This is a genomic window from Streptomyces sp. NBC_01176 (assembly GCF_045039825.1).
In the GTDB taxonomy this organism is placed as follows: domain Bacteria; phylum Actinomycetota; class Actinomycetes; order Streptomycetales; family Streptomycetaceae; genus Streptomyces.
This window is the reverse complement of the sequence record NZ_CP108600.1, coordinates 502,121-524,976: the sequence shown is the minus strand read 5'-3', so window position 1 is coordinate 524,976 and position 22,856 is coordinate 502,121. Positions and strand designations below refer to the sequence as shown.

General features: G+C 71.6%; 20 protein-coding genes. 5 read left to right on the top strand and 15 right to left on the bottom strand.

What is annotated here, in order from left to right; genetic code table 11:
- Positions 1 to 10 precede the first annotated feature (10 nt).
- Positions 11 to 1,318, top strand: a complete 1,308-nt coding sequence (locus OG199_RS01910; RefSeq protein WP_405827512.1) for a PP2C family protein-serine/threonine phosphatase — start codon at positions 11 to 13, stop codon at positions 1,316 to 1,318.
- A gap of 164 nt (positions 1,319 to 1,482) precedes the next feature.
- Here OG199_RS01910 and OG199_RS01905 read toward each other — a convergent pair whose 3' ends face one another.
- Positions 1,483 to 1,923, bottom strand: a complete 441-nt coding sequence (locus OG199_RS01905; protein ID WP_356801258.1) for an ATP-binding protein — start codon at positions 1,921 to 1,923, stop codon at positions 1,483 to 1,485.
- 199 nt (positions 1,924 to 2,122) lie between these two features.
- Here OG199_RS01905 and OG199_RS01900 point away from each other — a divergent pair, with 199 nt between their 5' ends.
- Both OG199_RS01900 and glpK read left to right on the top strand, forming a co-directional pair.
- Entirely contained in the window at positions 2,123 to 2,890 is a 768-nt protein-coding gene (locus tag OG199_RS01900; RefSeq protein WP_405827510.1) for an IclR family transcriptional regulator, read from the top strand.
- 41 nt (positions 2,891 to 2,931) lie between these two features.
- Entirely contained in the window at positions 2,932 to 4,446 is a 1,515-nt protein-coding gene (gene glpK / locus OG199_RS01895) for a glycerol kinase GlpK (RefSeq protein WP_356801256.1), read from the top strand.
- A gap of 125 nt (positions 4,447 to 4,571) precedes the next feature.
- Here the strand turns inward: glpK and OG199_RS01890 are convergent, their stop codons facing one another.
- Together OG199_RS01890 and OG199_RS01885 are read right to left on the bottom strand one after the other, a co-directional pair.
- The gene (locus tag OG199_RS01890; protein ID WP_405827507.1) at positions 4,572 to 4,898 is read right to left on the bottom strand and encodes an antibiotic biosynthesis monooxygenase family protein; all 327 of its coding nucleotides are present in this window, start codon (positions 4,896 to 4,898) and stop codon (positions 4,572 to 4,574) included.
- A 162-nt stretch (positions 4,899 to 5,060) separates the two neighbouring features.
- Positions 5,061 to 5,639: an ester cyclase gene (locus OG199_RS01885; RefSeq protein WP_405827505.1), complete on the bottom strand. Its 579-nt coding sequence runs from the start codon at positions 5,637 to 5,639 to the stop codon at positions 5,061 to 5,063.
- Between the two features lie 178 nt (positions 5,640 to 5,817).
- On the opposite strand from OG199_RS01885, the gene OG199_RS01880 reads away from it, so the two are divergent.
- The gene (locus OG199_RS01880; protein WP_405827503.1) at positions 5,818 to 6,435 is read left to right on the top strand and encodes a TetR/AcrR family transcriptional regulator; all 618 of its coding nucleotides are present in this window, start codon (positions 5,818 to 5,820) and stop codon (positions 6,433 to 6,435) included.
- A gap of 84 nt (positions 6,436 to 6,519) precedes the next feature.
- On the opposite strand, the gene OG199_RS01875 is transcribed toward OG199_RS01880, so the two are convergent.
- The gene (locus OG199_RS01875) at positions 6,520 to 8,814 is read right to left on the bottom strand and encodes an FUSC family protein (protein ID WP_405827501.1); all 2,295 of its coding nucleotides are present in this window, start codon (positions 8,812 to 8,814) and stop codon (positions 6,520 to 6,522) included.
- A gap of 211 nt (positions 8,815 to 9,025) precedes the next feature.
- Complete coding sequence (locus tag OG199_RS01870; RefSeq protein ID WP_405827500.1) at positions 9,026 to 9,958, bottom strand: Ppx/GppA phosphatase family protein; 933 nt, start codon at positions 9,956 to 9,958, stop codon at positions 9,026 to 9,028.
- Between the two features lie 587 nt (positions 9,959 to 10,545).
- On the opposite strand from OG199_RS01870, the gene OG199_RS01865 reads away from it, so the two are divergent.
- A complete protein-coding gene (locus OG199_RS01865) occupies positions 10,546 to 11,289 on the top strand; it encodes an SDR family NAD(P)-dependent oxidoreductase (RefSeq protein ID WP_405827498.1) in 744 nt (247 codons plus the stop codon).
- 85 nt (positions 11,290 to 11,374) lie between these two features.
- Here OG199_RS01865 and OG199_RS01860 read toward each other — a convergent pair whose 3' ends face one another.
- From OG199_RS01860 to OG199_RS01815, 10 genes are all read right to left on the bottom strand, one after another.
- Positions 11,375 to 11,890, bottom strand: coding sequence for a flavin reductase family protein (locus OG199_RS01860; protein WP_401804789.1), 516 nt, complete (start codon positions 11,888 to 11,890; stop codon positions 11,375 to 11,377).
- A 124-nt stretch (positions 11,891 to 12,014) separates the two neighbouring features.
- Positions 12,015 to 12,827, bottom strand: coding sequence for an alpha/beta hydrolase (locus OG199_RS01855; protein ID WP_405827496.1), 813 nt, complete (start codon positions 12,825 to 12,827; stop codon positions 12,015 to 12,017).
- A 1-nt stretch (position 12,828) separates the two neighbouring features.
- A complete protein-coding gene (locus OG199_RS01850) occupies positions 12,829 to 13,857 on the bottom strand; it encodes an LLM class flavin-dependent oxidoreductase (protein WP_405827494.1) in 1,029 nt (342 codons plus the stop codon).
- Between the two features lie 82 nt (positions 13,858 to 13,939).
- Positions 13,940 to 15,679: an FAD-dependent oxidoreductase gene (locus OG199_RS01845; protein WP_405827492.1), complete on the bottom strand. Its 1,740-nt coding sequence runs from the start codon at positions 15,677 to 15,679 to the stop codon at positions 13,940 to 13,942.
- Between the two features lie 10 nt (positions 15,680 to 15,689).
- Complete coding sequence (locus OG199_RS01840; RefSeq protein ID WP_405827490.1) at positions 15,690 to 17,030, bottom strand: LLM class flavin-dependent oxidoreductase; 1,341 nt, start codon at positions 17,028 to 17,030, stop codon at positions 15,690 to 15,692.
- Between the two features lie 120 nt (positions 17,031 to 17,150).
- Positions 17,151 to 18,014, bottom strand: coding sequence for an ABC transporter ATP-binding protein (locus OG199_RS01835; RefSeq protein WP_405827488.1), 864 nt, complete (start codon positions 18,012 to 18,014; stop codon positions 17,151 to 17,153).
- Complete coding sequence (locus OG199_RS01830; protein WP_405827486.1) at positions 18,011 to 18,991, bottom strand: ABC transporter ATP-binding protein; 981 nt, start codon at positions 18,989 to 18,991, stop codon at positions 18,011 to 18,013. The genes OG199_RS01835 and OG199_RS01830 overlap by 4 nt, the downstream gene beginning before the upstream one ends.
- Positions 18,991 to 19,878, bottom strand: coding sequence for an ABC transporter permease (locus OG199_RS01825; RefSeq protein WP_405827484.1), 888 nt, complete (start codon positions 19,876 to 19,878; stop codon positions 18,991 to 18,993). The genes OG199_RS01830 and OG199_RS01825 overlap by 1 nt, the downstream gene beginning before the upstream one ends.
- 2 nt (positions 19,879 to 19,880) lie before the next feature.
- Positions 19,881 to 20,909: an ABC transporter permease gene (locus OG199_RS01820; protein WP_405827482.1), complete on the bottom strand. Its 1,029-nt coding sequence runs from the start codon at positions 20,907 to 20,909 to the stop codon at positions 19,881 to 19,883.
- A gap of 31 nt (positions 20,910 to 20,940) precedes the next feature.
- On the bottom strand, positions 20,941 to 22,515 hold the full coding sequence (locus OG199_RS01815) for an ABC transporter substrate-binding protein (protein ID WP_405827480.1): 1,575 nt from the start codon (positions 22,513 to 22,515) through the stop codon (positions 20,941 to 20,943).
- Positions 22,516 to 22,856 lie beyond the last annotated feature (341 nt).

The window sequence follows — 22,856 nt, the reverse complement described above, 5'->3', positions numbered from 1 at the left end:
CGGACGAAACATGAGTCATGCCCGAGACCATGGTGGCGCCCACAGGCCGTCGCGGCCGACCAGGGATCGACTGGCGCCCCTCAGGGCATTCGCCCAGCGACGTGCCACCGCCCAGCTCGCGGCCGGAGTACCCGTACTGCCCCTGCTGTTCGTCTTCGTCATCGTGCTCGTCGACGTCGTCGGCGGAGCCGGGATGATCTGGCTGTCACTGCTGGCGGCCGCCCCCGCGCTGGCCGCCACGACCAACGGGCCGCGCGGGGTGTTCTGCATCGGACTCCTCGCCGCCGTACTCGGCGCGAGGCTCGGCGTCAGGGACGGCGTACCCGCCGGTGAACTGGCGGCCGTGCTGTCCGCGCTGACGGCCGTCACCCTGGCGAGCGGCCTGGCCAGCTCACTGCGCGGGCGCCGGGAACGGGTGCTCGCCGCCGTCCGCTCGGTCGCGGAGGCCGCCCAGCACGCACTGCTCACGCCGATACCGGAGACCGTCGGCCCCTTCCAGGTGGCCGTCCGCTACAGCGCCGCGGCGGCGGAGGCCCGGATCGGCGGAGATCTCTACGCCCTGGTGTCCACCCCGTACGGCGTCAGGCTGATCGTCGGCGACGTGCGCGGCAAGGGTCTGCCGGCCGTGGGGACCGCCGCGCTCGTGCTCGGGGTCTTCCGCGAGGCCGCCTACGACGAGCCCGATCTGCTCGCCGTCGTCGGCAGGATCGAGCGGAGCCTGGCCCGCAATCTCGGCGGGGACGACTTCGTCACGGCCGTGGTCGCCGGATACGGACAGGCGGGGCATCTGGAGGTCGTCAACTGCGGGCACGCTCCTCCGCTGCTGGTACGCGCGTCCGGGAGCGTCCTGCCGGTGGAGCCCACCCACCCGGCTCCGCCCCTCGGGCTGCGCGCCCTGTCCGGCGAGGTCCCCAGCCTCCAGGTGCTGCCCTTCGACGACGGGGATCAGCTGCTGCTCTACACCGACGGGGTCACCGAGGCCCGCAACCACGATCGCGAGTTCTATCCGCTGGCCGAGGGGCTGGCGCGCCATGTGTCCGAAGAGCCGGCGGGCACCCTCGACGCGCTCCACGACGAACTGCTGACGTATGTGGGGGGCCGACTGCACGATGACGCCGCGCTGCTCCTGCTGCGCAAGCCGGCCGCTTCCCGAAATGCCGCCGCTGCTCCGGCCACGCCGGGTCCGGCCACCTCTGCTTCGGGCGCGTCCGGTCCGCTCGCGTCCGAGCCGGCCGGGTCAGGTCCGCCGGTGTCGGGTCGGACCGCTTCGGATCTGGTGGTCTCTCGTCCTACGGGTGCGCGCTCCGACCGCTTCTGACCGCGCCGCCGTACGACGTCGGTCGCGATCCCTTCTCCGTGAACGGAGGTGTCGAGCGACGGGTTCCGCATGGATGGGGGTGTTGGGCGACGGGATCTCCATGAGCGCGGGCCTCGCGCCACGCGCTCTCACGTACGCACGTTCTCACGTACGCCCGCTCCTGTTCACGCCGCGACGAGATCGGCCCATCGGGTCACTCCGCCGGGGTGGAACCGTATGCCGTACCGGGCCGCCAGGGCCTTGACGATCTCCTCGCCGCGGCCGTGCTCGTCGGGGTCGATCCCTTCGAGATCCTCCCCGGCGGCGCGCGCGGGTCCCGCGTCGGTGACCTCGACCCGCAGGGTGTCGTATCCGTTGCCCCGGATCCAGGACAGTCGCAGCTCCGCCGGGGGCAGGGCGTGCACGATCGCGTTGGTGAGGAGCTCCGACACCACCAGCAGCGCGTCCTCGAAGATTCCCGGAGACACGTTCCAGTCGGTGAGGACCGTGCCCGCGCGTCGTCGGACGGCCGAGACGGCCCCAGCGACGGGCGGCAGCGGAAAGACGTACTCGACTGCCTCGCGAAGCTTCGTGTCACGAAGCCTCGTATTGAGCTGTAGCGCCATCTCTACTCCTCCGGGGTGAGCGCTGTCGGCCGGTTGCCGGAACCTCAGCGCGTTGCCGGGCCTCAGAGCACGTTAAGGACCGAAATGAGGTGGGTCAATGAACGGCGGTCGGCATTACCGAACGGCGCGTCCGGGGCAGCGTTCGCACCGTCTCCCCACACGTCAAGCGGACCCTCCGCAGCGGTAATAGGCTCGGATCATGGCCGGCCCAGTCCAGTCGATCGAACGGGCGGCTGCGATCTTGCGTCTGCTCGCCGGTGAGCCTCGCCGACTCGGGCTGGGCGAGGTGGCGGCCTCCCTCGGGCTGGCCAAGGGCACCGCCCACGGCATCCTGCGCACACTCCAGCACGTGGACTTCGTGGAACAGGACGCGGAGACCGGGAAGTACCAGCTCGGAGCCGCCCTGCTGCACCTCGGCACCAGTTACCTCGACATCAACGAGCTGCGGTCGCGCTCCATCAACTGGGCCGACGCGCTGGCCGCGCGCAGTGGGGAATCGGTCCGTCTGGGCACGCCCCTGGAGGGCAAGGTCCTCGTCGTCCACCATGTGTTCCGGCCGGACGACACGCTCCAGACCCTGGACGTGGGCTCGCTGCTGCCACTGCACGCCTCCTCGCTCGGCAAGGTGCTGCTGGCCTTCGGGGCCGTGACCGTGGAGCCGGTCCTGGAAGCCGGTCTCGAGGCGTACACCCGGCACACCCTGGTCACCCCGGAGCGGCTCACCCGGGCGCTGACCGAGATCCGGGACCTCGGCTGGGGTGCCGAGGTCCAGGAAATGACCATGGGCGAAGCGGGCATCGCCTCGCCGATCCGGGGGCACGGCGGTCTCGTGGTCGGCGCGATCGGCCTGTCCGGCCCGGTCGAGAGGATCTGCGACGGTCACGGCGTTCCCCGGTCCAGGTTGGTCACCCTCCTTCGGGAAGCCGCACGGGCCATTTCCAGGGAGCTGGGCGCAGCTCGCTGGTGACACCACCGCCTCACCGACACATCGGAAGGCAGAAGCCGATCATGGTTGAACGGTATGTAATGTCCATCGATCAGGGCACCAACTCCACGCGATGCATCCTGTTCGACCATCACGGGCGCTTGGTGTCGGTCGCCCAGCGTGAGCACCAGCAGCACTTCCCGCGCCCCGGATGGGTCGAGCACGACGCCGTCGAGATCTGGCGCAACCTGCAGCGCATCGTCCCGGAGGCCCTGTCGGACGAAGGCGTCGGCGCGGCGGAGGTGGCCGCCATCGGTCTCGCGAACCAGCGGGAGACGACGGTGGTCTGGGACCGGCGGACGGGCGTCCCGCTGGGCAAGGCCATCGTCTGGCAGGACACCCGTACGGCGCCGCTCGTCGAGGACCTCAGAATCGACCCCGGAGACGACTTCTTCCTCGAGCGCTGCGGTCTGCCTCCCTCGACCTATTTCTCGGCGCTGCGGATCCGCTGGCTGTTCGACCATGTCAACGGACTGGAGCGGCGGGCCGAGGACGGCGAGGTGCTGTTCGGCACGATGGAGAGCTGGCTGATCTGGAACCTCACCGGAGGTGTGGACGGCGGCCTGCACATCACGGACGCGACGAACGCCAGCCGCACCATGCTGATGAACATCCGTACGCTGAAGTGGGACGACGAGCTGCTCGCGTTCTTCGGGGTCCCCCGCCCCATGCTTCCGGAGATCCGCTCCTCCGCCGAGAGTTACGGGGAGGCCCGTTCACTTCTCCCGGGCGTCCGCATCACCGCCGCTCTCGGCGACCAGCAGGCCGCCCTGTTCGGCCAGACCTGTTTCTCCCCGGGCGAGGCGAAGTGCACCTACGGAACGGGCAGCTTCCTGCTGCTCAACACCGGTACCGACGTCGTGCGGTCGCGGCACGGACTCCTCACGACCGTCGCCTACAAGATCGGGGACGAGCCTCCGGTCTACGCGTTGGAGGGGTCGATCGCGGTCACCGGCTCGCTGGTCCAGTGGTTCCGTGACCGCCTGGGACTGATCAACAGCGCGCCGGAGATCGAGACCCTCGCGCGGACGGTCGAGGACAACGGCGGCTGCTACATCGTCCCCGCCTTCTCCGGTCTGTTCGCACCCCGCTGGCGCAGCGACGCGCGCGGGGTCATCGTCGGACTCACCTCGTACATCACCAGGGGACATCTGGCCCGGGCCGTCCTGGAGGCCACCGGCTGGCAGACCCGGGAGGTCGTCGACGCCATGAACGCCGACTCCTCGGTGGCCCTGAAGCAGCTCAAGGTCGACGGCGGCATGACCGCGGACAACCTGCTCATGCAGTTCGTGGCCGACGTGCTCGATGTGCCGGTGGTGCGGCCCATGGTGGCCGAGACGGTCTCCCTGGGCGCCGCCTACGCGGCGGGCCTTGCCGCCGGCTACTGGCCGGACCTGGAGATCCTGCGCCGCAACTGGCACCGGGCCGGCCAGTGGCTGCCGAACATGGACCCCGCGCACCGCGAGGCGGAGTACGACAACTGGCAGCGGGCCGTCGAGCGGTCCCTGGGGTGGATCAAACCACCGGGCTCCACTTGACGGGGGGCCGGGCGGACGATGCCGGCAGCCGGCGCGGAACTCACCGACCGCCGGCCCGCATCACTCACTGCATCGCCGACCCACTCCCTCGCCGGCCGACCGCGGTGCAGGGTGCCGGGGTCCGGCTACGCGGTCTTCGGTGCCGCCTGCTGCACGACGTCGAACGACCACAGCGTGGACCCGGAGGCGGCCGGCTTGGGGCGCTCGCCGCCCTCGCCGGCACCCTGGTGGGCCGCCTTCATGGGCCCCTCCATCCAGGCCTGGAAGGACGCCTCGTCACGCCAGCGGGTGTAGACGAGGTAGCTGTCGGTGCCCTCGACCGGGCGGAGGAGTTCGAACCACTCGAAGCCGTCGGAGTTCTCCACGGCGTGGGCGCGGGAGACGAAGCGCTTCTCCAGCGTCTCCCGCTGCTCGGCGGGGACGGTCAGTACGTTGATCTTGACTACGCTCATGGCCACATCCTGCCGCATTCCGACGGCTCCCTCTTCCGCGACGGACTGGGCGGCCGGCACGACCAGGTGCCCGTGCGGCGGGTCGGGCCCGTGTGGCGGGTCCTGTCCGGGGCCGGCCTCCGAGAGGACCGGACCCCACCCGCCTGGGGTGCGGCGTCCGGCTCAGCGGCTCCCGGCCGCCCGGATCGGCTGCAGGGCCGTTGCCTCGGCCGCCCGTGCGGTGACGTCGGCGGCCGCGCGCGCGGCGCGTCCGGTCACCTTCCAGGCGACCATGCGCAGGGCGGTGGCCGGGGCCGGGGGGAACACGCCGAGCTGTCCGAGCATGGTGATGTCGTCCCGTACCGCTTCGTGTCCGACCACCTTGCCGTCCCGCAGGTCGAGCACATGGATCTGTTCGAAGTCGATCTCGCGCCCGGTGGGAGGTATGGCCTGGTCGAGGGCGCCGTCGCGGAAACGGACGAACGGGCCGGTGTGGCGGCCCCGCATCCGCAGGCGTACCCAGACCTGCTCGTCGTTCCCGGCGGTGCCGAGCACGGGGAAGCGCAGGTCGCTGAAGGCGGACCGCATCCACGCGCTCGAGGCGAGGACCCCCGCCGGTCCGGGGATCGAGCAGGCGGCGGGCGCCACGGCCGCTTCGCGGTTGTGGAAGTCCTCGCCCACCACCTCGGCGGCCAGTGCCGGATCCCCGGTCTCGAGGATGCGGAAGAGCCCGTGGGCCAGGCCCGTGGTGTCCATGCCCATTGCGTCCGTACCTTTCACCGGTTCTCACCGGCTGTGCGATCTGTGCAGCGACGTCGGTCTGCCCGGGGGACGGAGGCAGCGCGTGTTCACGCCGGTTGTGCCCGCCGAACGATGATTGAGGTTACAGGGCACCTAATGAATAGGGAAACGGTGTGATGACCTTGACTAGGATGTCCGAATGCCCTCCAAACGCTCCTACGTCTCTCCGCTGCGGGAGCAGGCCGCCGCGCGGACGCGTGCGCTGATCCTGCAGTGCGCAGCCGAACTGTTCGCCGGACGTGGCTATGGGCGGGTGACCGTCGCCGACATCGCGGCGGCGGCCGGTGTCGCCGCGAAGACCGTCTTCGCGAGTGTCGGCAGCAAGAGCGACATCCTGGACCGGATCGTCGACCAGGGCGTGGTCGATTCCGGCTATGAGCAGGCCATGAGGCAGGTGCTCGCCCTGCCGACACCCGAGGCGGTGCTGAAGGCGCTGGCACACGGCACACGCCTGGGCAACGAGGAGCAGTTCACGGTGCACGAGGCGATCCGCAAGGCGCTGCCCGTCCACGAGAACGGCGAGGCGCTGTGGGAGCGCGCCACCGCGGACTACCGGCTCGCGCTGCGCGCCGCCGCCCGCCACCTGCACACCCTGGACCCGCCGCCTCCCGGCCCGGTGGACGAGACGGCCGATCTCCTGTGGTTCTGGTTCGGCCCCACCGGCTGGCGCACGCTGGTGGTCGAGAACGGCTGGCCCTGGGGGCGGGCCGAGGAAGCGCTCCGCCGCACCGCGGTCGCCACTCTGTGCACGGGCTGAGCGGTCTTCGCGTCCGCCGCCGTTTTGGGCGCGGGGTTCGGACGCCCCCGCCGACGACCGAGGGTGGCCCACGTGAGGCACCGGTCAGGACGTGGGGTGGGGTGCCGCCGCGGCCGCCAGATTCGGTTGGAGCCGGCGGGCGACGTCGAGGTGGTCGGCGGTCCAGATGATGCGGACGGCCGTGGCGGTGGGCTGCCCCCGCTCGTCGGTCAGGTCGCGGCGCAGGGACTCGACGAGCCGTCTCTCGGCCGTGGGATTGCGGGGCAGCGGTTCCGGGACGGGAGCGGCCTGGCCCAGGGCGGCGGCCAGATCCCGGTACCAGCCGGTCACATGGCCGGCGGCGCCCAGGATCACGAGCCGTGCCTCGGCCCGGTCGGTACCGGCGTCCTCGTCGCCGGCGCGCTGCCACAGTCCCAGGACGGCGTCCCCGGCGAGGCGCAGTCCGACGATGCCGGTGACGAGCGTGGTCATGTCGGCGAGGGGCATCGGTTTGGCGCCGCGTTCGGCGAGATAGCTGCGGAAGGCGTCGTCGAGCCGCCGTGCGGCGGCGGCCGCCGCACGGCCTTCCTCGAGGGGAGGGCCGGCCGCGGGCGCGGGTCCTGAGCCGCACCGGCCCACGGCGTACGCCACCGTTCCGGCCAGGTAGCGGGCGCTGTCCGTGTACGCCTCGGCGAGGGCGCGGTCGACGGCGGCCGTCGCGCCGCGTGGCCAGAGGAACAGGGCCATCAGCACGCTCACGGCGCAGCCGACGGCGACGTCCTGGATCCGCAGCAGGACGATGTGCCAGTCGGGGTTCTGACCGATGTTGAACAGGATGACGACGGTGACGGTGAACGCGGCCTGGCCCGCCGCGAAGGAGATCGCGGCGGGGGCGATGCCGGCGATGAGCACGGCGAGAGGCAGCAGGATCCACAGCACGGTGCTGTGGTGGCCGATGAGCTGCAGCAACCCGGCTCCGATGATCGAACCCGCCAGGGTGCCCAGCACGGCGCGCATCGCGTTCTGACCGGTGTTGAGGGCGTTCGAGCGCAGCACCGACAGGGTTCCCAGCAGGACCCAGAACGAGTGCTGGAGGCTGGTGAGGTTGGTGAGGGAGACCGCGATGCCGAGGCCGAGGGCGCCGCGGAGGCTGTTGTGCAGCCAGACCGACTGCGGCCGGAGGTGCGCGGCGGCCCGCTCACGCGCCGAGAGCAGCGGTTCGGTGAGAGTGCCGGGCTCGCGGCCGAGCAGGCGGTCGTGCCAGCTGCGCCGCTCGGCGGACGCGGCCAGGTCCACGTTGTTCGCGATCTGCAGCGTCGCGAACCCCAGCTCCTGCGCGCGGAACGACAGGTCCAGCATTCCGATGACCGGGTGCACCCGTGACGGTGTCGCCGCTCCCGCCTGGTGCCCGCTCAGTCTGCCGGTGGCGTGGCGCTCCATGCCGGCCATGGACGCACCCAGGTCGTCCGAGGCGGCGCGCAGCGCGTCCCGGGGGTTCGCCGGGACGTCGAGCAGTCCTGCCGCCTCGTCCAGGACACGCGCGGCGGCCCGTCGTACGGCGTGGGCGTCGGGGTCGCACGCCGGGCGGCCGTCGAGAGGGGGCGCGCTGTCGGCGAGGACGTCGCTGAGCCAGGTCAGTTCGTCGACCAGACGGACGATGGCGCGCGAGCTGGTCGACAGACCGGTGGGCCGATAGGGCGTGGTGTCGAAGACGCCGCGCAGGTCGGCGGCGGCGTCGGCGGCCCGGTGGGCGGTGATGCGGCACTGGCCGACGCTCGCCGTACCGGGGCCGCCGGCCAGCCAGGACGCGTCGGCTCGCAACTGCTCCGCGGCGGCGCGGCACACCCGTGCCGCGGGTGCGCTGAGCGGGTCCGCGGCAGGCCGGGGCCACAGCAGGGAGACGGCGAGCATGGCCGCGGCCGCCGCCAGTCCCGCACCGGCGAGCCGGTCGGGGAGCTGGGACAGCGGAGCGGGTGAGGTCACCGGGAGGATGAAGGCCAGCAGCAGCGCGGTGGACGCACCCGCGAGGACGGAACTGATGGCGCCCGCGAAGAGCACCAGGAAGCCGACGACGACCATGACGGCGACCGCGAGCCAGATCCGGTGGGCGACGAGCGTGCCCAGACTGATGAGGACCGCCCACGCCACCGCGAGCCCCGCGTGCGCCTGAAGCCGCTGCACCATGGGCCCGGTGAAGTCCACGAGCAGGAGCATCGAGAACGAACCGAACGCCGCGAAGGTCGCCATCGCGGGCGAGCCGATCACCTGACCGCACAGGGCGAAGAGGGCGGGCATCACGAGCGCGGTCCGTACGGCGCGGCGGGTCGCCGCCAGCTCGGGATCGTGGGCCCGCAGCCAGGACATGGCGCGCCCGAGAGTGACACGGCCCGGTCTTCGCACGCGCCGCACCTCCCGTCGCCGAGCAGTTCGCCTCAGCAAGTCTGACGGCTGCCCCGGGCAGAACGCCATGCGAACGCGAAGGCGAACGCGCCCCTGGGCGTGGGCGCGAACTCGGCCCGGTCCGAGCGGCACGTGCGTGAGCACCACCGGCCGCGGGCGGGTGCCCCGTGCCGCTCGGCTCCTCGCCGACCGGCGTACCCGAGGAGCCGCGTCAGTCGGTGCGGGCGCCGCCGAGGCGTTCCAGGAGCAGCCCTTCGCGGGTGGACCAGGGGCAGATGGTGACGCTGTCGACCCCACAGGTTTCCATGAGGGCCTCGGCTATCAGGGCTCCGGCCAGCGACTGCTCGGCCCGGTGCGGGGAGATGCCGGGCAGTCTGCCGCGCCGCTTCGGCGACGAGGCGGCCAGGAGCGGAACCGTCGTCCGCAGCGCGGGCAGCGTCAGGCGCTGCGGCGTGCGGGGCGGCCGGTTCTTCCCCGCGGCGGCGAGCCGGGACAGCTGGGTGAAGGTCTTGGAACACGCCAGGACCTGCCCGCCCGGCTCCGCCTGGGGCAGATCGGGGAGCGAGCTCAGGGAACGCCGCAGATGCCGTCGCAGCTCGGCCAGCCGGCGCTTGGAAGGGGCGGTGCCGCCCGGAAGCCACTCGCGGGTGACCGTACGGGCTCCCAACGGCAGCGACAGCACGGTGCGGGGCTGGTCCGCGGTACCGGAGGCGATCTCCAGGGTGCCGCCACCGATGTCCAGGACGAGCAGGGGGCCGCCGGTGGGCGCCGCCCATCTTCGGGCGGCCGCGTACGCCAGCCGCGCTTCCTCCTCACCGGGCAGCACTCGCAGACGGATGCCGGTGGCGTGTGCCACCCGGTCGATGACCTCGTCGCGGTTGGGCGCGTCCCGGATGACGGACGTGGCGAACGCGAACACCTCGGGCAGTCGCAGCTGTGGGTCCGCCGAGGCGGCCTCCGTCACCGCCCGCTGCACGCTCCTGACCCCCGACTCGCGCAGCCGCCCGTCCGGTCCCAGGCTCTGGTGCAGTCGCAGCCGGACCTTCCGGGAGAGGACGGGTTCCAGCGTCCCGCCCTTCGGCCGCCGCGCCACCGTCAGCAGCGCGCTGTGGCACCCCACGTCGAGTACCCCTGCCTGCCGCATACGCTTGCCTTCCCGCATCATGAGCTCCCCCCCCCAGCGCCGGACCGCTTCCCGGCGGCCGTGACCGGCCGGAACAGCGGTGGGCGGCACCACGCGGATGCGGGTGCCACCAGGCCATCTTGTCACTGCCGGTGTTCTCCATGATCCGGCAGACCCCTTCAGGCCCTCGTTCGTAGCCCGCCGACCCGGCGCGGGCGGAGGGGGCGTGCGGCCCGGTGAGGACCTTGTGCCGTGCCGACCGTGGACCGCGGAGGGCCTTTGGGTGTGCGTCCTCGGACATGGATCCGGTGCCGGACGCACACGCGACGGCCCCCGGTTCACCGACATGACGACCATCGCCGGGACGACCGCCGACATGACGACCATCGCCGAGACGACCGCCGCCGTGATGACCATCGCCGTGACGACCGCCGACGAGGAGCCCATTCGCGCAGGCGCGTCACCCCGGCGGGGACCTGAACCCCACCTGGCCGTGCCGTACCCCTTCGTGATGCCCCCAGCACGACGTCGGAATGCCGCCGGACACCTCGTGGTCCGCCGGAGAGCATCGACAAGTCGGCCAAAGAGAAAGAGAGTTGAGCGAAGACATGACTGCGATGCTTGACGGCAAGGTGGCCATCGTGACGGGCGGAAGCCGGGGGATCGGTGAGGCTGTGGCGCTCCGGCTGGCCGAGGACGGGGCCGACGTCGCACTGACCTACCGGGACAGCGGCGACCGCGCGGCGGAGGTGGCCGGCCGGATCAGGGCCATGGGCCGCAGGGCCGAGGCCGTACGGGCCGACGGCGCGGACCCGACGGCGGTGCGCGAGGCGGTGGACCGGGTCGCCGCCGAGTTCGGACGGCTCGACATCGTCATCAACAACGCGGGGATCGGAGTGCTGGGACCGGTCGAGGACCTGTCGCTGGACGACATCGACCGGGTCCTGCACATCAACGTACGGGCGCCGATCGTCGCGTGCCAGGCGGCGGTCCGGCACATGGCCGGAGGCGGCCGGATCATCAACATCGGCAGTTGCATGGCCGAGCGGGTCGCCTTCCCCGGCGGATCCCTGTACGCGACCAGCAAGACCGCGTTGATCGGTCTCACCAGATCACTGGCGCGCGAGCTGGGTCCACGGGGTATCACCGCCAACCTGGTCCACCCCGGCCCGACGGAGACGGACATGAACCCCTCCGACGGTCCGGGCGCCGACATCCAGCGGGGTCTCACCGCGCTCGGCCGCTACGGGCAGCCGTCGGACGTCGCCGCGACGGTGGCCCACCTCGCGGGCGACGCGGGCCGGTACGTCACCGGGGCCACGATCGCCGTGGACGGTGGATTCGCGGCCTGAGTCCCTCCGGGCGGCCCTAGTCCCTCCGGGTGGCCGGCGGCACGGGTGCCGCCGGCCACCAGCGGGGAAGCCGCCGGGGCCAAGGTCACGCCAGGGGGTGCGCCGAGGCGAACGATCCATTGTGGTGCACGAGTGCCGTGGCCTCCGCGGCGGTCGCGCCCGAGTCGACCTCGCCGACCACCAGCAGGTGGTCGCCGACGGTCTGACGGAGTGTGATCCGCGCGGAGAGCCAGGCGGTGACCCCGTCGAGCACGGGCAGACCGTCCGCCTGGGCCCACCAGGGGACGCCGGCGAAACGGTCCACGCCACTGCGGGCGAACCGGCTCGCCAGACCGGCGTTGGCCGTGCCGAGCACATGGACGGCGAACCGGTCCGCGCGGCGGGCGGCGGGGGCGCTGGAGGCTTCGACGCCGACGCAGAACGACACCAGGGCCGGGCGCAGCGAGACTGAGGTGAACGATGTGGCGGTGAAGCCGACGGGGCCGGGGAAGGTGATCACCGTGACCCCGGCCGCGTGCCGGCGCAGGGTGTCGCGGAGAAGGTCCGCGCCGTCGGGAGCCACCGGCGGCGGTGGCGCGTCGCGGTGCAGAGGGGCGGTCATACCGTTTCCTTTCGGCGGGTCGGGGTGACGGATCCGCTCCGCCCGGCGGACCGGCCGACCCGCGCCGCACGGCGCGGGGTCGCGGTACCGGGCCGCCGGGGGCGGTCACTGAAGGAGCCGGCCGTCACCACGCGCTCGACTCCACCGCGACGACGGGCACCAGCGTGTTGCGGACCGTTTCCAGGAACGTGACGACCTCGGCGGCCACCGAGCGATGCTGAAGGTCGTTGAGGACGTCGTGGTGGGCGTCCCGGACCACCGCCAGGCGGCCGCGAGACAGGGACTTCGCGGTGCGGGTGAGAGCGTCGCGGTCCGCGAGCGGATCGGCGTCGCCGACGAGGATCAGGATGGGGACGGCCGTGTCGACCTGGTGGGCCGCGTCGAGCAGCTCACCCGGCACCGCGGTGCCGAGCGAGCCCCGCTGTGTCCCGGAGTCGTCGGTGAGGACTGCTCGGTGGGCCGGGCAGAAGGTACGGACATCGAGTTCGTCTTCCCACGATCCCCCTGCTCCCACCGCACCCCCTGCAGCGCCGGTGTCCCCGGAGCCGTCGGTGTCGGCGCCGCGTCCCGGCAGTCCCGCGAGAACGACGGCCTCCGGCAGCCGGGCGACAGGTGACTCCTCCTGGCCGAGGAGCGCGGCGACGGCGGCGGCGCCGGTGTCGGCCCCGACGAGGACGACGGGACGCACCACCCCGTCCTCGGCCGCGGCACCCTCGACGGCCGCGGCGAGCCCGGCGCCGAACCGCGCCAGCGAGCCGGTCGGATCGTCGGCGTCGATGCGCGGGGCGTCGACGACGCGGACGCGGTAGGCGTCGGCCGCGAGCCGCCTGCCGAACCGGGCGTAGGCGGCCCGGCCCTCGCCCCGGCCGGGCACCACGATGATCGTGCCGCGGGTCCGGAGGCCTTCGGGGCCGTGGTAGTCGGTGTACTGGGTCATCTCACGCTCCTGCGAGGTCGGGCACGGTCGCGGGCTTCCAGCCCAGGGCGGGCGCCACTTCGGTCGCGATGAGCTCAAGGGCACGGATCGCGGCGTCGTGGTCGGGGACGGCGGGGTTGAACTGGGTGATCAGGTCGGTCGCGACCGGCAGCACCCTCTCCTCGCGGAGCGCGGCGGTGATCTCGTCGGGATGGCCGTAGAAGGAATGGAAGCGACGCAGCGCCTCGTCCACGCTGAGGTCCTTCGGGAAGGCACCGCTCTCCCCGTGGCGAAGAGCCGCCCGGTGGACGTCGTCGCCGATCTGCTGAAGGGCCGTGCGTCTGTCCTTCGCCGGGAACACGAACCGGGACAGCCCGATCCGTGGACGGCGCGGCCTCTCCCAGGCGTCGAGGAACGCGTCCGCCCAGGGGCGCTGCACCTCGTCGGTGGGGGCGTCGAAGCCGTACGCCGCGCGATTGAGCAGGAGGTTCGAGCCGCCGCCGGCGGCGTGCCGTGCGCCGGGGTCGCTGAAGACCCCCTGCCAGATCCGGTCCGTGAAGTCGCCGGGCGTCGGCTGGATGCGGAAACCGGGTGTACGCACCTCCTCGTCGGCCAGCGCCCGACGCAGCGCGCTCAGCTTCTCGCTGGTCAACTCGCGCTTGCGGGCGACGTCCTGGCCGAACGCGGCGTACTCCGTGTCGCTGTATCCACTGCCCACACCGATCTCGACGCGCCCGCCGCTGAGCGTGTCGACGACGGCGATGTCCTCGGCGAGCCGGACCGGGTCCTCCAGCGGGAGGACGGTGATGGCGGTGCCGAGCCGGATCCGCTTGGTCCGCGCGGCGGCGTGCGCGAGGAACGTCCACGGCGAGGAGAGGCCGCCACCACCGGCCGGCACATGGTGCTGGGCCACCCAGCCGGTGTCGAAGCCGAGTTCGTCGGCGACGACGAAGAGCTCCTGCGCGTTCCGGTACGTCCGGGCCTGGTCGTCGCCGCGGCCCTGGACGTGGGTGAGGAAGCCGAGTCTGAACCGCGGTGTCAGGGGGGTCATGAGTGCTCGCCTTTCAGGGATCGGACCGTGTCGTTCCCCGGTCGCGGGGGGAGGGGGGTCGATGCCGAGGTGACCGGGCCGCTCATCGGCCGGCCGCGCCCGCCGCGACGAGACCGGGCGTCGCGGACCCGTCGCGGGCGCCGCCCAGTACCCGGTCGAGGACCGCGGCCGCACCCGCGTCGGGAAGCTCCGTGCCGCGCCAGGCGACGTGCTGGTCGGGGCGTACGAGCACATGGCCGGCGCCGTAGACCGCACGGGCCTCCGGATCGGTCAGGTGGATCACCGTGAACGGCAACGAGCGCGCCGTGGCCTCCGAGACGAAGGCCCGCTCGACACGGCGGTCCTCGGTCAGGACGAGCAGGGCGAACGAGTTGCCGATGCGATCGTGGAGCGTGCCACCGTACGGATCGATGAGTCCGTCGGGTGCCCGGTGCCCCGGCCGCGGGTCGTCCTCGTAGACGTCCGCGCGCCAGCGGGGCTCGGAGTCGACCTGGCCGGGTTCGTACCAGATGGCGGTCGACGCGTCGTAGCGCTCGTCATAGGCGACGCCCGCCGCGTCGGAGCGGTCCCGGCCCAGTCGCTCCCCGATCTCGCGCCGGCGCCGGAAGGCCTCGGGGCTCAGATCCGCGTCGTCGGGAATGCCTCCCTCACGGAGTTCCGCGAGGGTCCGCTGCGCGCGCCGCGAGCGTTCGAGGGCGTGGTCGGCGACCCTCCAGTTGTGCCTGCGGCGCTCCTGGTCATAGGAGTCGAGCAGTGTCGTGGGCGCGTGGCCCTTGAGCACCGCGGCCAGTTTCCAGCCGAGGTTGACCACATCGCCGAAGCCCTCACCGAGGTTGCCGCCGGGCGTCCGCACATGGGCGGCGTCGCCCGCCAGCAGCACGCGGCCGAGGCGGAACGTCTCGGCGATCCGGGTCGCGTGGTAGAAGGTCGTCGCGGAGACCAGCTCGAGGTCCAGGTCGAACCCGAACGCGGCACGGCCGATCTCCAGCAGTTCGTTCTCGGTGGGCTCGTGGTCGACCGGGTACGGGCCCGCGTACACCCGCCACTCGCGGGTGCTCACGGCGGCGAGGAATCCGGCCGCCTTGTGATTGAGGACGATGTTGCTTCCGCTCGGGGCCGCTCCGACCCGGCCGGAGATGTCACCGGTGCGGACGATGAGACGCAGCCGCTTCTCGGTCGCGTGCTCACCCTCGCGCTCGATGCCGGCCAGACGGCGGGTGGTGCTGCTGCCCCCGTCGGTGCCGAGGACGTACGCGGCGCGCACGGTGCGCCGCTCGCCGGAGCCGACACCGACCACCTCGGCGTCGACGCCGTCGGCGTGGTCGCCGAGCGCCGTCAGCTCCCAGCCGCCGGTGACGCTCACGCCCCGCTCCCGGAGGTGGTCGAGGAAGACCTGCTGGAGCACGGTCTGCGGCCGGCGCAGGGCCTCTTGCGAGGTGGACCCGCGGCCGCCCCGGCCGCCGAACGACGGGCGCGGTACGGGTACCAGTTCGTGCCCGGCGAGAGAGGTGACCAGCCGGGTGCCCTGGTTCCACTCCGGTGGATAGGTCCACGCGTCACGGATCCGCTGGAGCAGTCCCCAGCGGCGGAAGTGCTCCACCACCCGGGGGGTGTGACCCATCGCGCCGGCCCGCACCAGTGTCGCGGTGCGGGCGCGGTCGACGACGGCGACCCGGACGCCCCGGGCGGTCAACTCGACCGCCGCGGACAGGCCGACGGGGCCCGCGCCGACGATCAGCACGTCCACCGTCGCCGGTGGCGTTTCGAGCGGGAACCGGACGGTGTGCACGTCGCGCCCACCGGTCACCGACAGTTCGGTCATGATCCTGCCCTCAGCCGTTCACGAGCTGGGGCTCACGGGTGTGACGGTTGGCCGGGACCGGCAGGCCGAGGTTGCCGCGCAGGGTGTCGGCCTCGTACGCGGTGCGGAACAGGCCCCGCTTCTGCAGGATCGGCACGACACCGTCGACGAAGAGTTCCAGGTCGTCGTTGTTGCGGAAGGCGAGGTTGATGCCGTCGAAGGTACCCGCGGCGAACCACTGCTCGATGGTGTCGGCCACCGTCGTCGGCGCCCCGACGAACGGCGAGCGGCGGAACTCGCTGACCGACTCCGCCACCTGACGTAGCGTCAGGTTCTCTGCCCTGGCGCGCTCGATGAGCTTGGCGGCGCCGGTACGGCCGCCCTTCTCGGCGAGGTGCGCGACGTCCGGGAACGGCGCGTCCAGGTCGTGCCCGCTGAAGTCGTAGGCGCCGAAGGAACGGCCGAGGAGCGCGAGGTTGCGGTCGAAGTCGTTGTCCTCCTCGAAGATCTCCTGCTCGCGCCGCCTGGCCGCCTCGTCGGTGGAGGCGACGACCGGGCCGCCGTGGATGAATATCTTGATGTGCTCGGGGTCGCGGCCGTACGACGCGGTGCGGGACTTGATGTCCGCGTAGTACTCCTGCGCCTGCCGCAGACTGCCGCCCGGCGCGTAGATGCCCTCGGCGACCCGCGCCGCGAGGTCGCGCCCCTCCTCGGAGACACCCGCCTGGAAGATCACCGGCTGGCCCTGCGGAGAGCGGGAGAGGTTGAGCGGCCCGGCGATCTTGAAGTGCTCGCCCTCGTGGTCGAGCGCGTGCAGCTTGGCCGGGTCGAGGAAGACGTTGCGCTCCACGTCGGCCGGGAACGCGTCGTCCTCGTAGGAGTCCCACAGACCCCTGGCGACCTGGACGAACTCCAGCGCGCGGCCGTAGCGCGTGGTGTAGTCGAGGTGCTCGTCGAGCCCGAAGTTCCTGGACGTTCCGGTGTCGAAACTGGTGACGACGTTCCAGCCCGCGCGGCCGCCGCTGATGTGGTCGAGGGAGGCGAACCGACGGGCGAGATTGAAGGGCGAGTTGTACGTCGAGCTGGCCGTGCCCACCAGGCCGATGTGCCGGGTGTGGGTGGCGACCGCCGACAGCAGTGTGAGCGGCTCCAGCCGGTTCAGGTAGTGCGCCGGGTAGGTGGAGTTGATGAACTGGCTGTCGACGATGAACAGGGCGTCGAAGAGCGCGTGTTCGGCCGCCTTGGCCTGCGCGATGTAGTAGTTGATGTCGATGCTCGCGTTCTTCGCGACGCGCGGGTCCTTCCACAGACCGTGCTGGCCGGGGCCGCCGACACCGTAGGGGTGCAGCGCGAGGTGAAGGGTGCGGGACATGGGTGTTCCTCTCCATGCTTCTGAGGTTCTGAGGTTCTGAGTTCTGTGGATCGCTGGTTCCGGAATCCGGTGGGTTGGGGGAGATCCGCAGTGGTGTGGTTCCCGGGGTCCGTGCCGTGCTCAGGCGTACAGCAGGGCGCGCAGCGCGTCGCGCTCCGCCCGGTCGGCCGAGGCCGTCCGCAGGGTGGGCGCGGAGCTGACGAGCAGACGGGTGTAGTCGTGCCGCGGGTGGGTGATGACGTCCCGGGCGGCACCGACCTCGACGAGTTCGCCCTGGTAGAGCACCGCGATGCGGTCGGCGATCCCGGCGACGGACCCGAGATCGTGGGAGATGAAGACGAGAGCCACGCCGGCGGCGCGGAGTTCCTTGAGGATCTGCAGGACCTGGACGCGGTTCGCGGAGTCCAGAGCGCTGACAGGCTCGTCGAGAATGACCAGCCGCGGCTCGGTGACGAGCGCCCGGGCCACCGCGACCCGCTGCCGCTGGCCCCCGGAGAGCTCCCCGGGCAGCCGGTCGAGCAGCTCCTCCGAGAGGCGCACGCGGGCGAGGAAGGTACGGGCCCTGTCGCCCGCCTCCGTCCGCGCGACGCCCTGCACGAGCAGCGGCTCGACCAGGGACTCCTCGACGGTGAGGTCGGGGTCGAGGCTGCGCAGCGGGTCCTGGAAGACGTACTGGACCACACCGCGCCGGCGCAGACCGCGCCACTGGCGTGGGCCGTACGCGCTGACGTCCTCGCCGCCGATGACGATCCGGCCCGCCGAAGCGCGGACCAGGCCGAGCACGGTACGGGCGAAGGTGGACTTGCCCGAGCCCGTCTCGCCGATGATCCCGACGGTCTCGCCCGGCGCGACGCTCAGCGAGAGTCCGTGCAGGGCGCGACGGCGCCGGCGGCGCAGGCCGTAGTGCACGTCCAGGCCGGTGACCTCGAGGACGGCGTCCTGGCGTGTACCGGCGGACCCGTCCGGAGTGAGTGCGGCGGTCATGAGTCCTCCGTCGGCGTGAGGAACTTCTCCAGGCCGTACTGCTCGTGTTCGGCGATGAGCAACTGGGTGTATTCGTGCCGTGGACGGTGAAGCACCGCCTCGGTGGGACCGTGCTCCACCACCTCGCCCCGACGCATCACGAGGACCTCGTCGCAGAGTTGGGCGACGACGGCCAGGTCGTGGGAGACGACCACCAGGGCGAGGCCGGCGCGCTGACGCAACTCGGCCAGCAGATCGAGGATTTCGGCCTGGACCGTGACGTCGAGTGCCGTCGTGGCCTCGTCGGCGATGAGGATCCGTGGATCGGCGGCGATCGCCGCCGCGATCAGGACACGCTGGAGCATGCCTCCCGAGAGCTCGTGGGTGTACTGGCCGTAGACCAGTTCCGGGTCGCGCAACTGCACCGCCCGCAGCAGCTCGACGGCGCGATGGCGCGCTTCCCGCCGCTTCAGCCTCTTCTTGACCCGGACCACCTCGGCGATCTGCGGGCCCACCCGGATCGAGGGGTTGAGGTAGGACGCGGGGTCCTGGAAGACCGCGCTGATCGTGGCACCACGCAGGGCCGTCCACTGCTGCGGCGTCAGGGTCGCGATGTCGGTGCCGGTGATCTCGATCGAGCCGCTGGTGACCTCGAAGTGCGGGGGCAGGATGCCGAGCGCGGCACGGCAGGTCAGGGTCTTTCCGCTGCCGGACTCACCGACGATGCCGACGGCCTTGCCGGGGGTGAGCTCGAAACTCACCCCGTGGACGATCTCGCGGTCACCGGCCAGGTCACTGATGTGTATCCCGCGGACGGCGAGCACGGGCGCGGCTGTGGCACCGGTCGCGCCGGTCGTACCCGGTATCGCGATCGCACCCGTCGCACCCGTCGCACCCGTCGCACCCGTCGCACCCGTCGCACCAGGCGCACCGGTAGCGTCGGCGGCCGTGGCACCGTGGGTCCTTTCGCGGGCGGCGTTCTGGGACAGCGTCGTCATCACGCACCTCCGGTGGGAACGGGCTCAGACTTGTCGAGGCGGTTGGCGCGAGCCCTGCGGTTGTTGACGAAGGCCCGGCCCGCCTCGCCGGAGACGTCGCGGATCGCGTCGGCGAGCAGGTTGCTGGCCCAGACCGTCACCATGATGAGCACCGCGGGAGCGAGGGGCGCCCACGGCTGGTAGCTGAGGTAGCCGAGGTCCGAGGCGAGCAGGCCGCCCCAGGTGGGCGCGGGGGGCTGGACCCCGATGCCGAGGAACGTCAGGCTCGACACGATGATGAAGCCGACGCCGATGGTCTGGGCGAGTGCGACGGCGATCGGCGGGAGCACCTTGACCCAGACATGGCGCCGTACGATCCAGCCGATCGAGGCACCGGAGATCAGCGCGGCCTCCACGTACTGCGAGCGGGCGACGGCCAGTGTGGCGGCGCGGGCCACCCGGTAGAAGAGCGGGGAGACCAACGCGCCCGTGACGAACATGGCTTGGGTGATGCCGTTGCCGAGCAGCGCGATCACCGCGACCGCGAACAGCAGGAACGGCAGTGCGACCAGGGTGTCGGCCAGCCGGAGGGTGACCCACTCGAAGACCCGGCCGAGGTAGACCGACAGCATGCCGGGGATCGCGCCGACCACCAGTGCCATCAGGGCGACTTCGAGCGAGCCGAACACACTGACACGGGAGCCGTCGAGCAGCCGGCTCAGTACGTCACGGCCGAGGTAGTCCGTCCCGAGCCAGTGGGAGCCCGACGCGGCCGCGAGTGTGTGGTCGCTGGTGGCGAGGGGGTTCTGCGGGGCGAGCAACGGTCCGAGGACCGCGAGCAGGGCGATCACGGTCAGGATGGCGACGGCGATCCGGCCGGACGCGAGTGAGAGGACGTGGCGCACCATGGTCATACCCCTCGCTGGGAGGCCGGCGTCACGCGCGCCAGCACCAGGTTGACGATCAGGTTGAACAGGACGACGAGGACGATCGACACCACGAGGACGCCCTGCACGGCCGGTACGTCGCCGGCCTGGGCCGAGTCGTTGGCGAACCTGCCGAAGCCCTGCAGGCCGAAGATCCACTCGGTGACGACCGAGGCACCGACGAGCGCGGGGAACTTCAGGCCGAGGGTGGCGAGCGCCGGCCCGATGCCGTTGCGCAGCACATGCACGAGGAAGATCCGGCGTGCGCCCAGTCCGCGTACCAGCGCGCCCGTCACGTAGTTCTCCCGGTAGGCCGCGACGAGACTGCCGCGGAGCTGGCGGGCGACGTCCGCGACGACGTCGAAGCTCAGCGCGATCGCCGGGAGGGTGATGTGCGCGAGCCACGGGCCGATTCCCTGTCGTGCCGGGATGTAGCCGGCGGAGGGGAACACATGGAGCCCGACCGCGAAGACCGCGACCAGCACGATGCCGACGACGAAGGCCGGCATCACCGAGATGAGGGTGACGAAGCCCGTGATCGCGCGGTCGACCCAGGTGGTCCGCCGCAGCGCCGCCACGGTACCCAGGACGAAACCGACGAGTACGCCGATGACGAGCGCGAACGTCGCGACGGAGAGGCTCACTTCCAGGCCCAGGCCGATGAGCGTGGAGATGTCGGCGCCGTTGGTCCAGCTGGCGCCGAGCTGTCCGTGCAGGACACCGCTGAACCAGTCCCAGTACTGGACCAGGAAGGGCCGGTCGAGTCCCCACTGGGACTCGACCCGGTGGATCGCCTCGGGAGTCGCCTCTTCGCCCAGCTGGATCCGCGCCGGGCTGAGTCCGCTCAGCGACCGTAGCGCGAACGTCACGAACGTCGCGACCAGGAAGACGGGCACGAAGATCGCGATCGACCGGGCGAGGGCGATCAGGACACGGCCCAGCGTGTGCCGCACCCTGGTCACGGCGACCCCGCGACGCCGGGCAGGCGCGGCCTGTACCGCTGTCGTCGTCATGGAGTTGCCCCCTCTCTGTAGTGGACGGATGTCAGTTACCGCTGGAGATGGTCACGCCGGTCCAGTCGATGTGAGCCGGGTTCTTCGGCAGGTCCGAGATCGACTTGCTCTTGGCGATGAGATTCGGCTGCGAGTACGTGAAGACGAGGGCCTTGCTCTTCAAGCCCGCCCGGGTCGCCGCCTGCAGCACCTTGGCGTAGTCCGGCGAGTCCAGCGGGGTCTGGCGGACCTTGGCGATGGCGGCCTCGAAACCGGCGGGCTCGTAGGGCGAACTGAGGTTCAGCGGGCCGTTGGGACCGAAGTGGGCGGTCAGGGTCTGCGCCGCGGAGTCACGGCCGGTGGTCCCGTACAGCGAGAACTTCAGGTTCTTCGCGAAGAACGGGGTGGCCCAGTTCTTGTCGACCTTGATGGTGACGGTGATGCCGACCTTGGCCAACTGCGACTGGACGATCTCGGCCTGCGGGTCGTCCGCGGGGATCACCAGGTCGAGCTTGATGTCACCCGCCTTGTAGCCCGCCTCGGAGAGCAGCTTCTTCGACTTCGCCGGATCGTAGGGGTAGTCGGCCTCGGACTTCGGGTCGTAGGCCACGTACCCCTTGGGGAACGGCTGGTCCGTGACCTCGCCGTAGCCGAACGTCAGCTTGTCCACGAACTCCTGACGGTTGATCGCGTGACGGACGGCGTCGACGACCTTGTCGTTGTCGAACGGCGCCTTGTTGATGTTCAGGCTGAGGTTCGAGGCGTTGAAGCCCGGCTGTACGAAGACGTCCAGGCCGGCCTTCTTGGCGGCAGACGCCTGACTCGGGTCCAGGTCCGCGAAGTTGTAGACGCCGGTCTGCAGACCGGAGACGACGGTGGAGGCGTCCGGAGCGGAGGTCAGCTCGACGTTGTCGATGTGGATGTTCTTCGCGTCCCAGTAGTCCGGGTTCTTCTTGAGGACCGCCTTGGTCCCCGGGATCAGCTGCGTGACGGTGAACGGACCGGCGCCGACCGGGTTCTGGTCCAGCTTCGCGGGGTTCTTCGCCGCCTGTGGACTGGCGATCTGCAGCACGCGCTCACCGAGCAACTGAGGGATCTGGTAGTCGACCTGGGTCAGGTGAAGGACGGCGTCCAGTCCTTCGGCGTCCACCGACCTGATGGAGGTCAGGTCGCCGAAGAGCGCCGAGTTCTTCTGCTTCTGGGCCCGTTCGATGGCCGCCTTGACGGCGGCGGCGTCGACCGGCTGACCGTCACTGAACTTCAGGCCGGGGCGCAGATGGAAGGTGATCTCGTCACCCTTCGCGTTGTACTCCCAGCTCCTGGCGAGGTCGGGAACGGCCTTGCCCGTCTCGTCCGTTCGCGTCAACGAGGCGTAGGTCAGGGCGAGTTCACGGAACTGAGCGCCGCTGCCCCCGACCACCGGGTCCCAGTGGGTCGGGAAGTAGGAGGACGTCCATTTCAAGGTGGCACCGCCACCCGCGGCCGCGGTGTCACCACCGCACGCGCTGAGGGCGGGTGCGAGCAGTGCGACGAAGGCGGTGGCGAGGGCGGCGGCCCGCGGGCCTCGGGTCCGTGGGGACGAAGGGGGGGCCAGTCTGCGGCGCTGGGTGGTGAGTTGAGCGGGCATCGTTTTCTTCCTGTGGTGGGCCCCGGCCTGGGTCGCGGCGGAAGAAGCGGCGCGCGACGGGCGGAGCGGAGGCAGCGAGAGGGAGAAGGAGAGCGAGAGCGAGAGGGCGCGGGCGCGGGGAGCAGGAGTGCGGGCGAAGGAGCAGGGCGCGGGGCCCGGCTCGACGCCCGTACGCACCGTCGACCGAGACCCGGACGGGCATACCGGGAGAGGCGACCGCGCGCAGTCGGGGTGCGTGGCGCCCAGGGCAGGGAAGGTCGGGGGCCCATGGAGGCGGGCCCGGAGAGGGAGAAGGCGTGCGACGGTGCACGGAGGCGCTGAGGCAAAGGCGCGGACGCAGG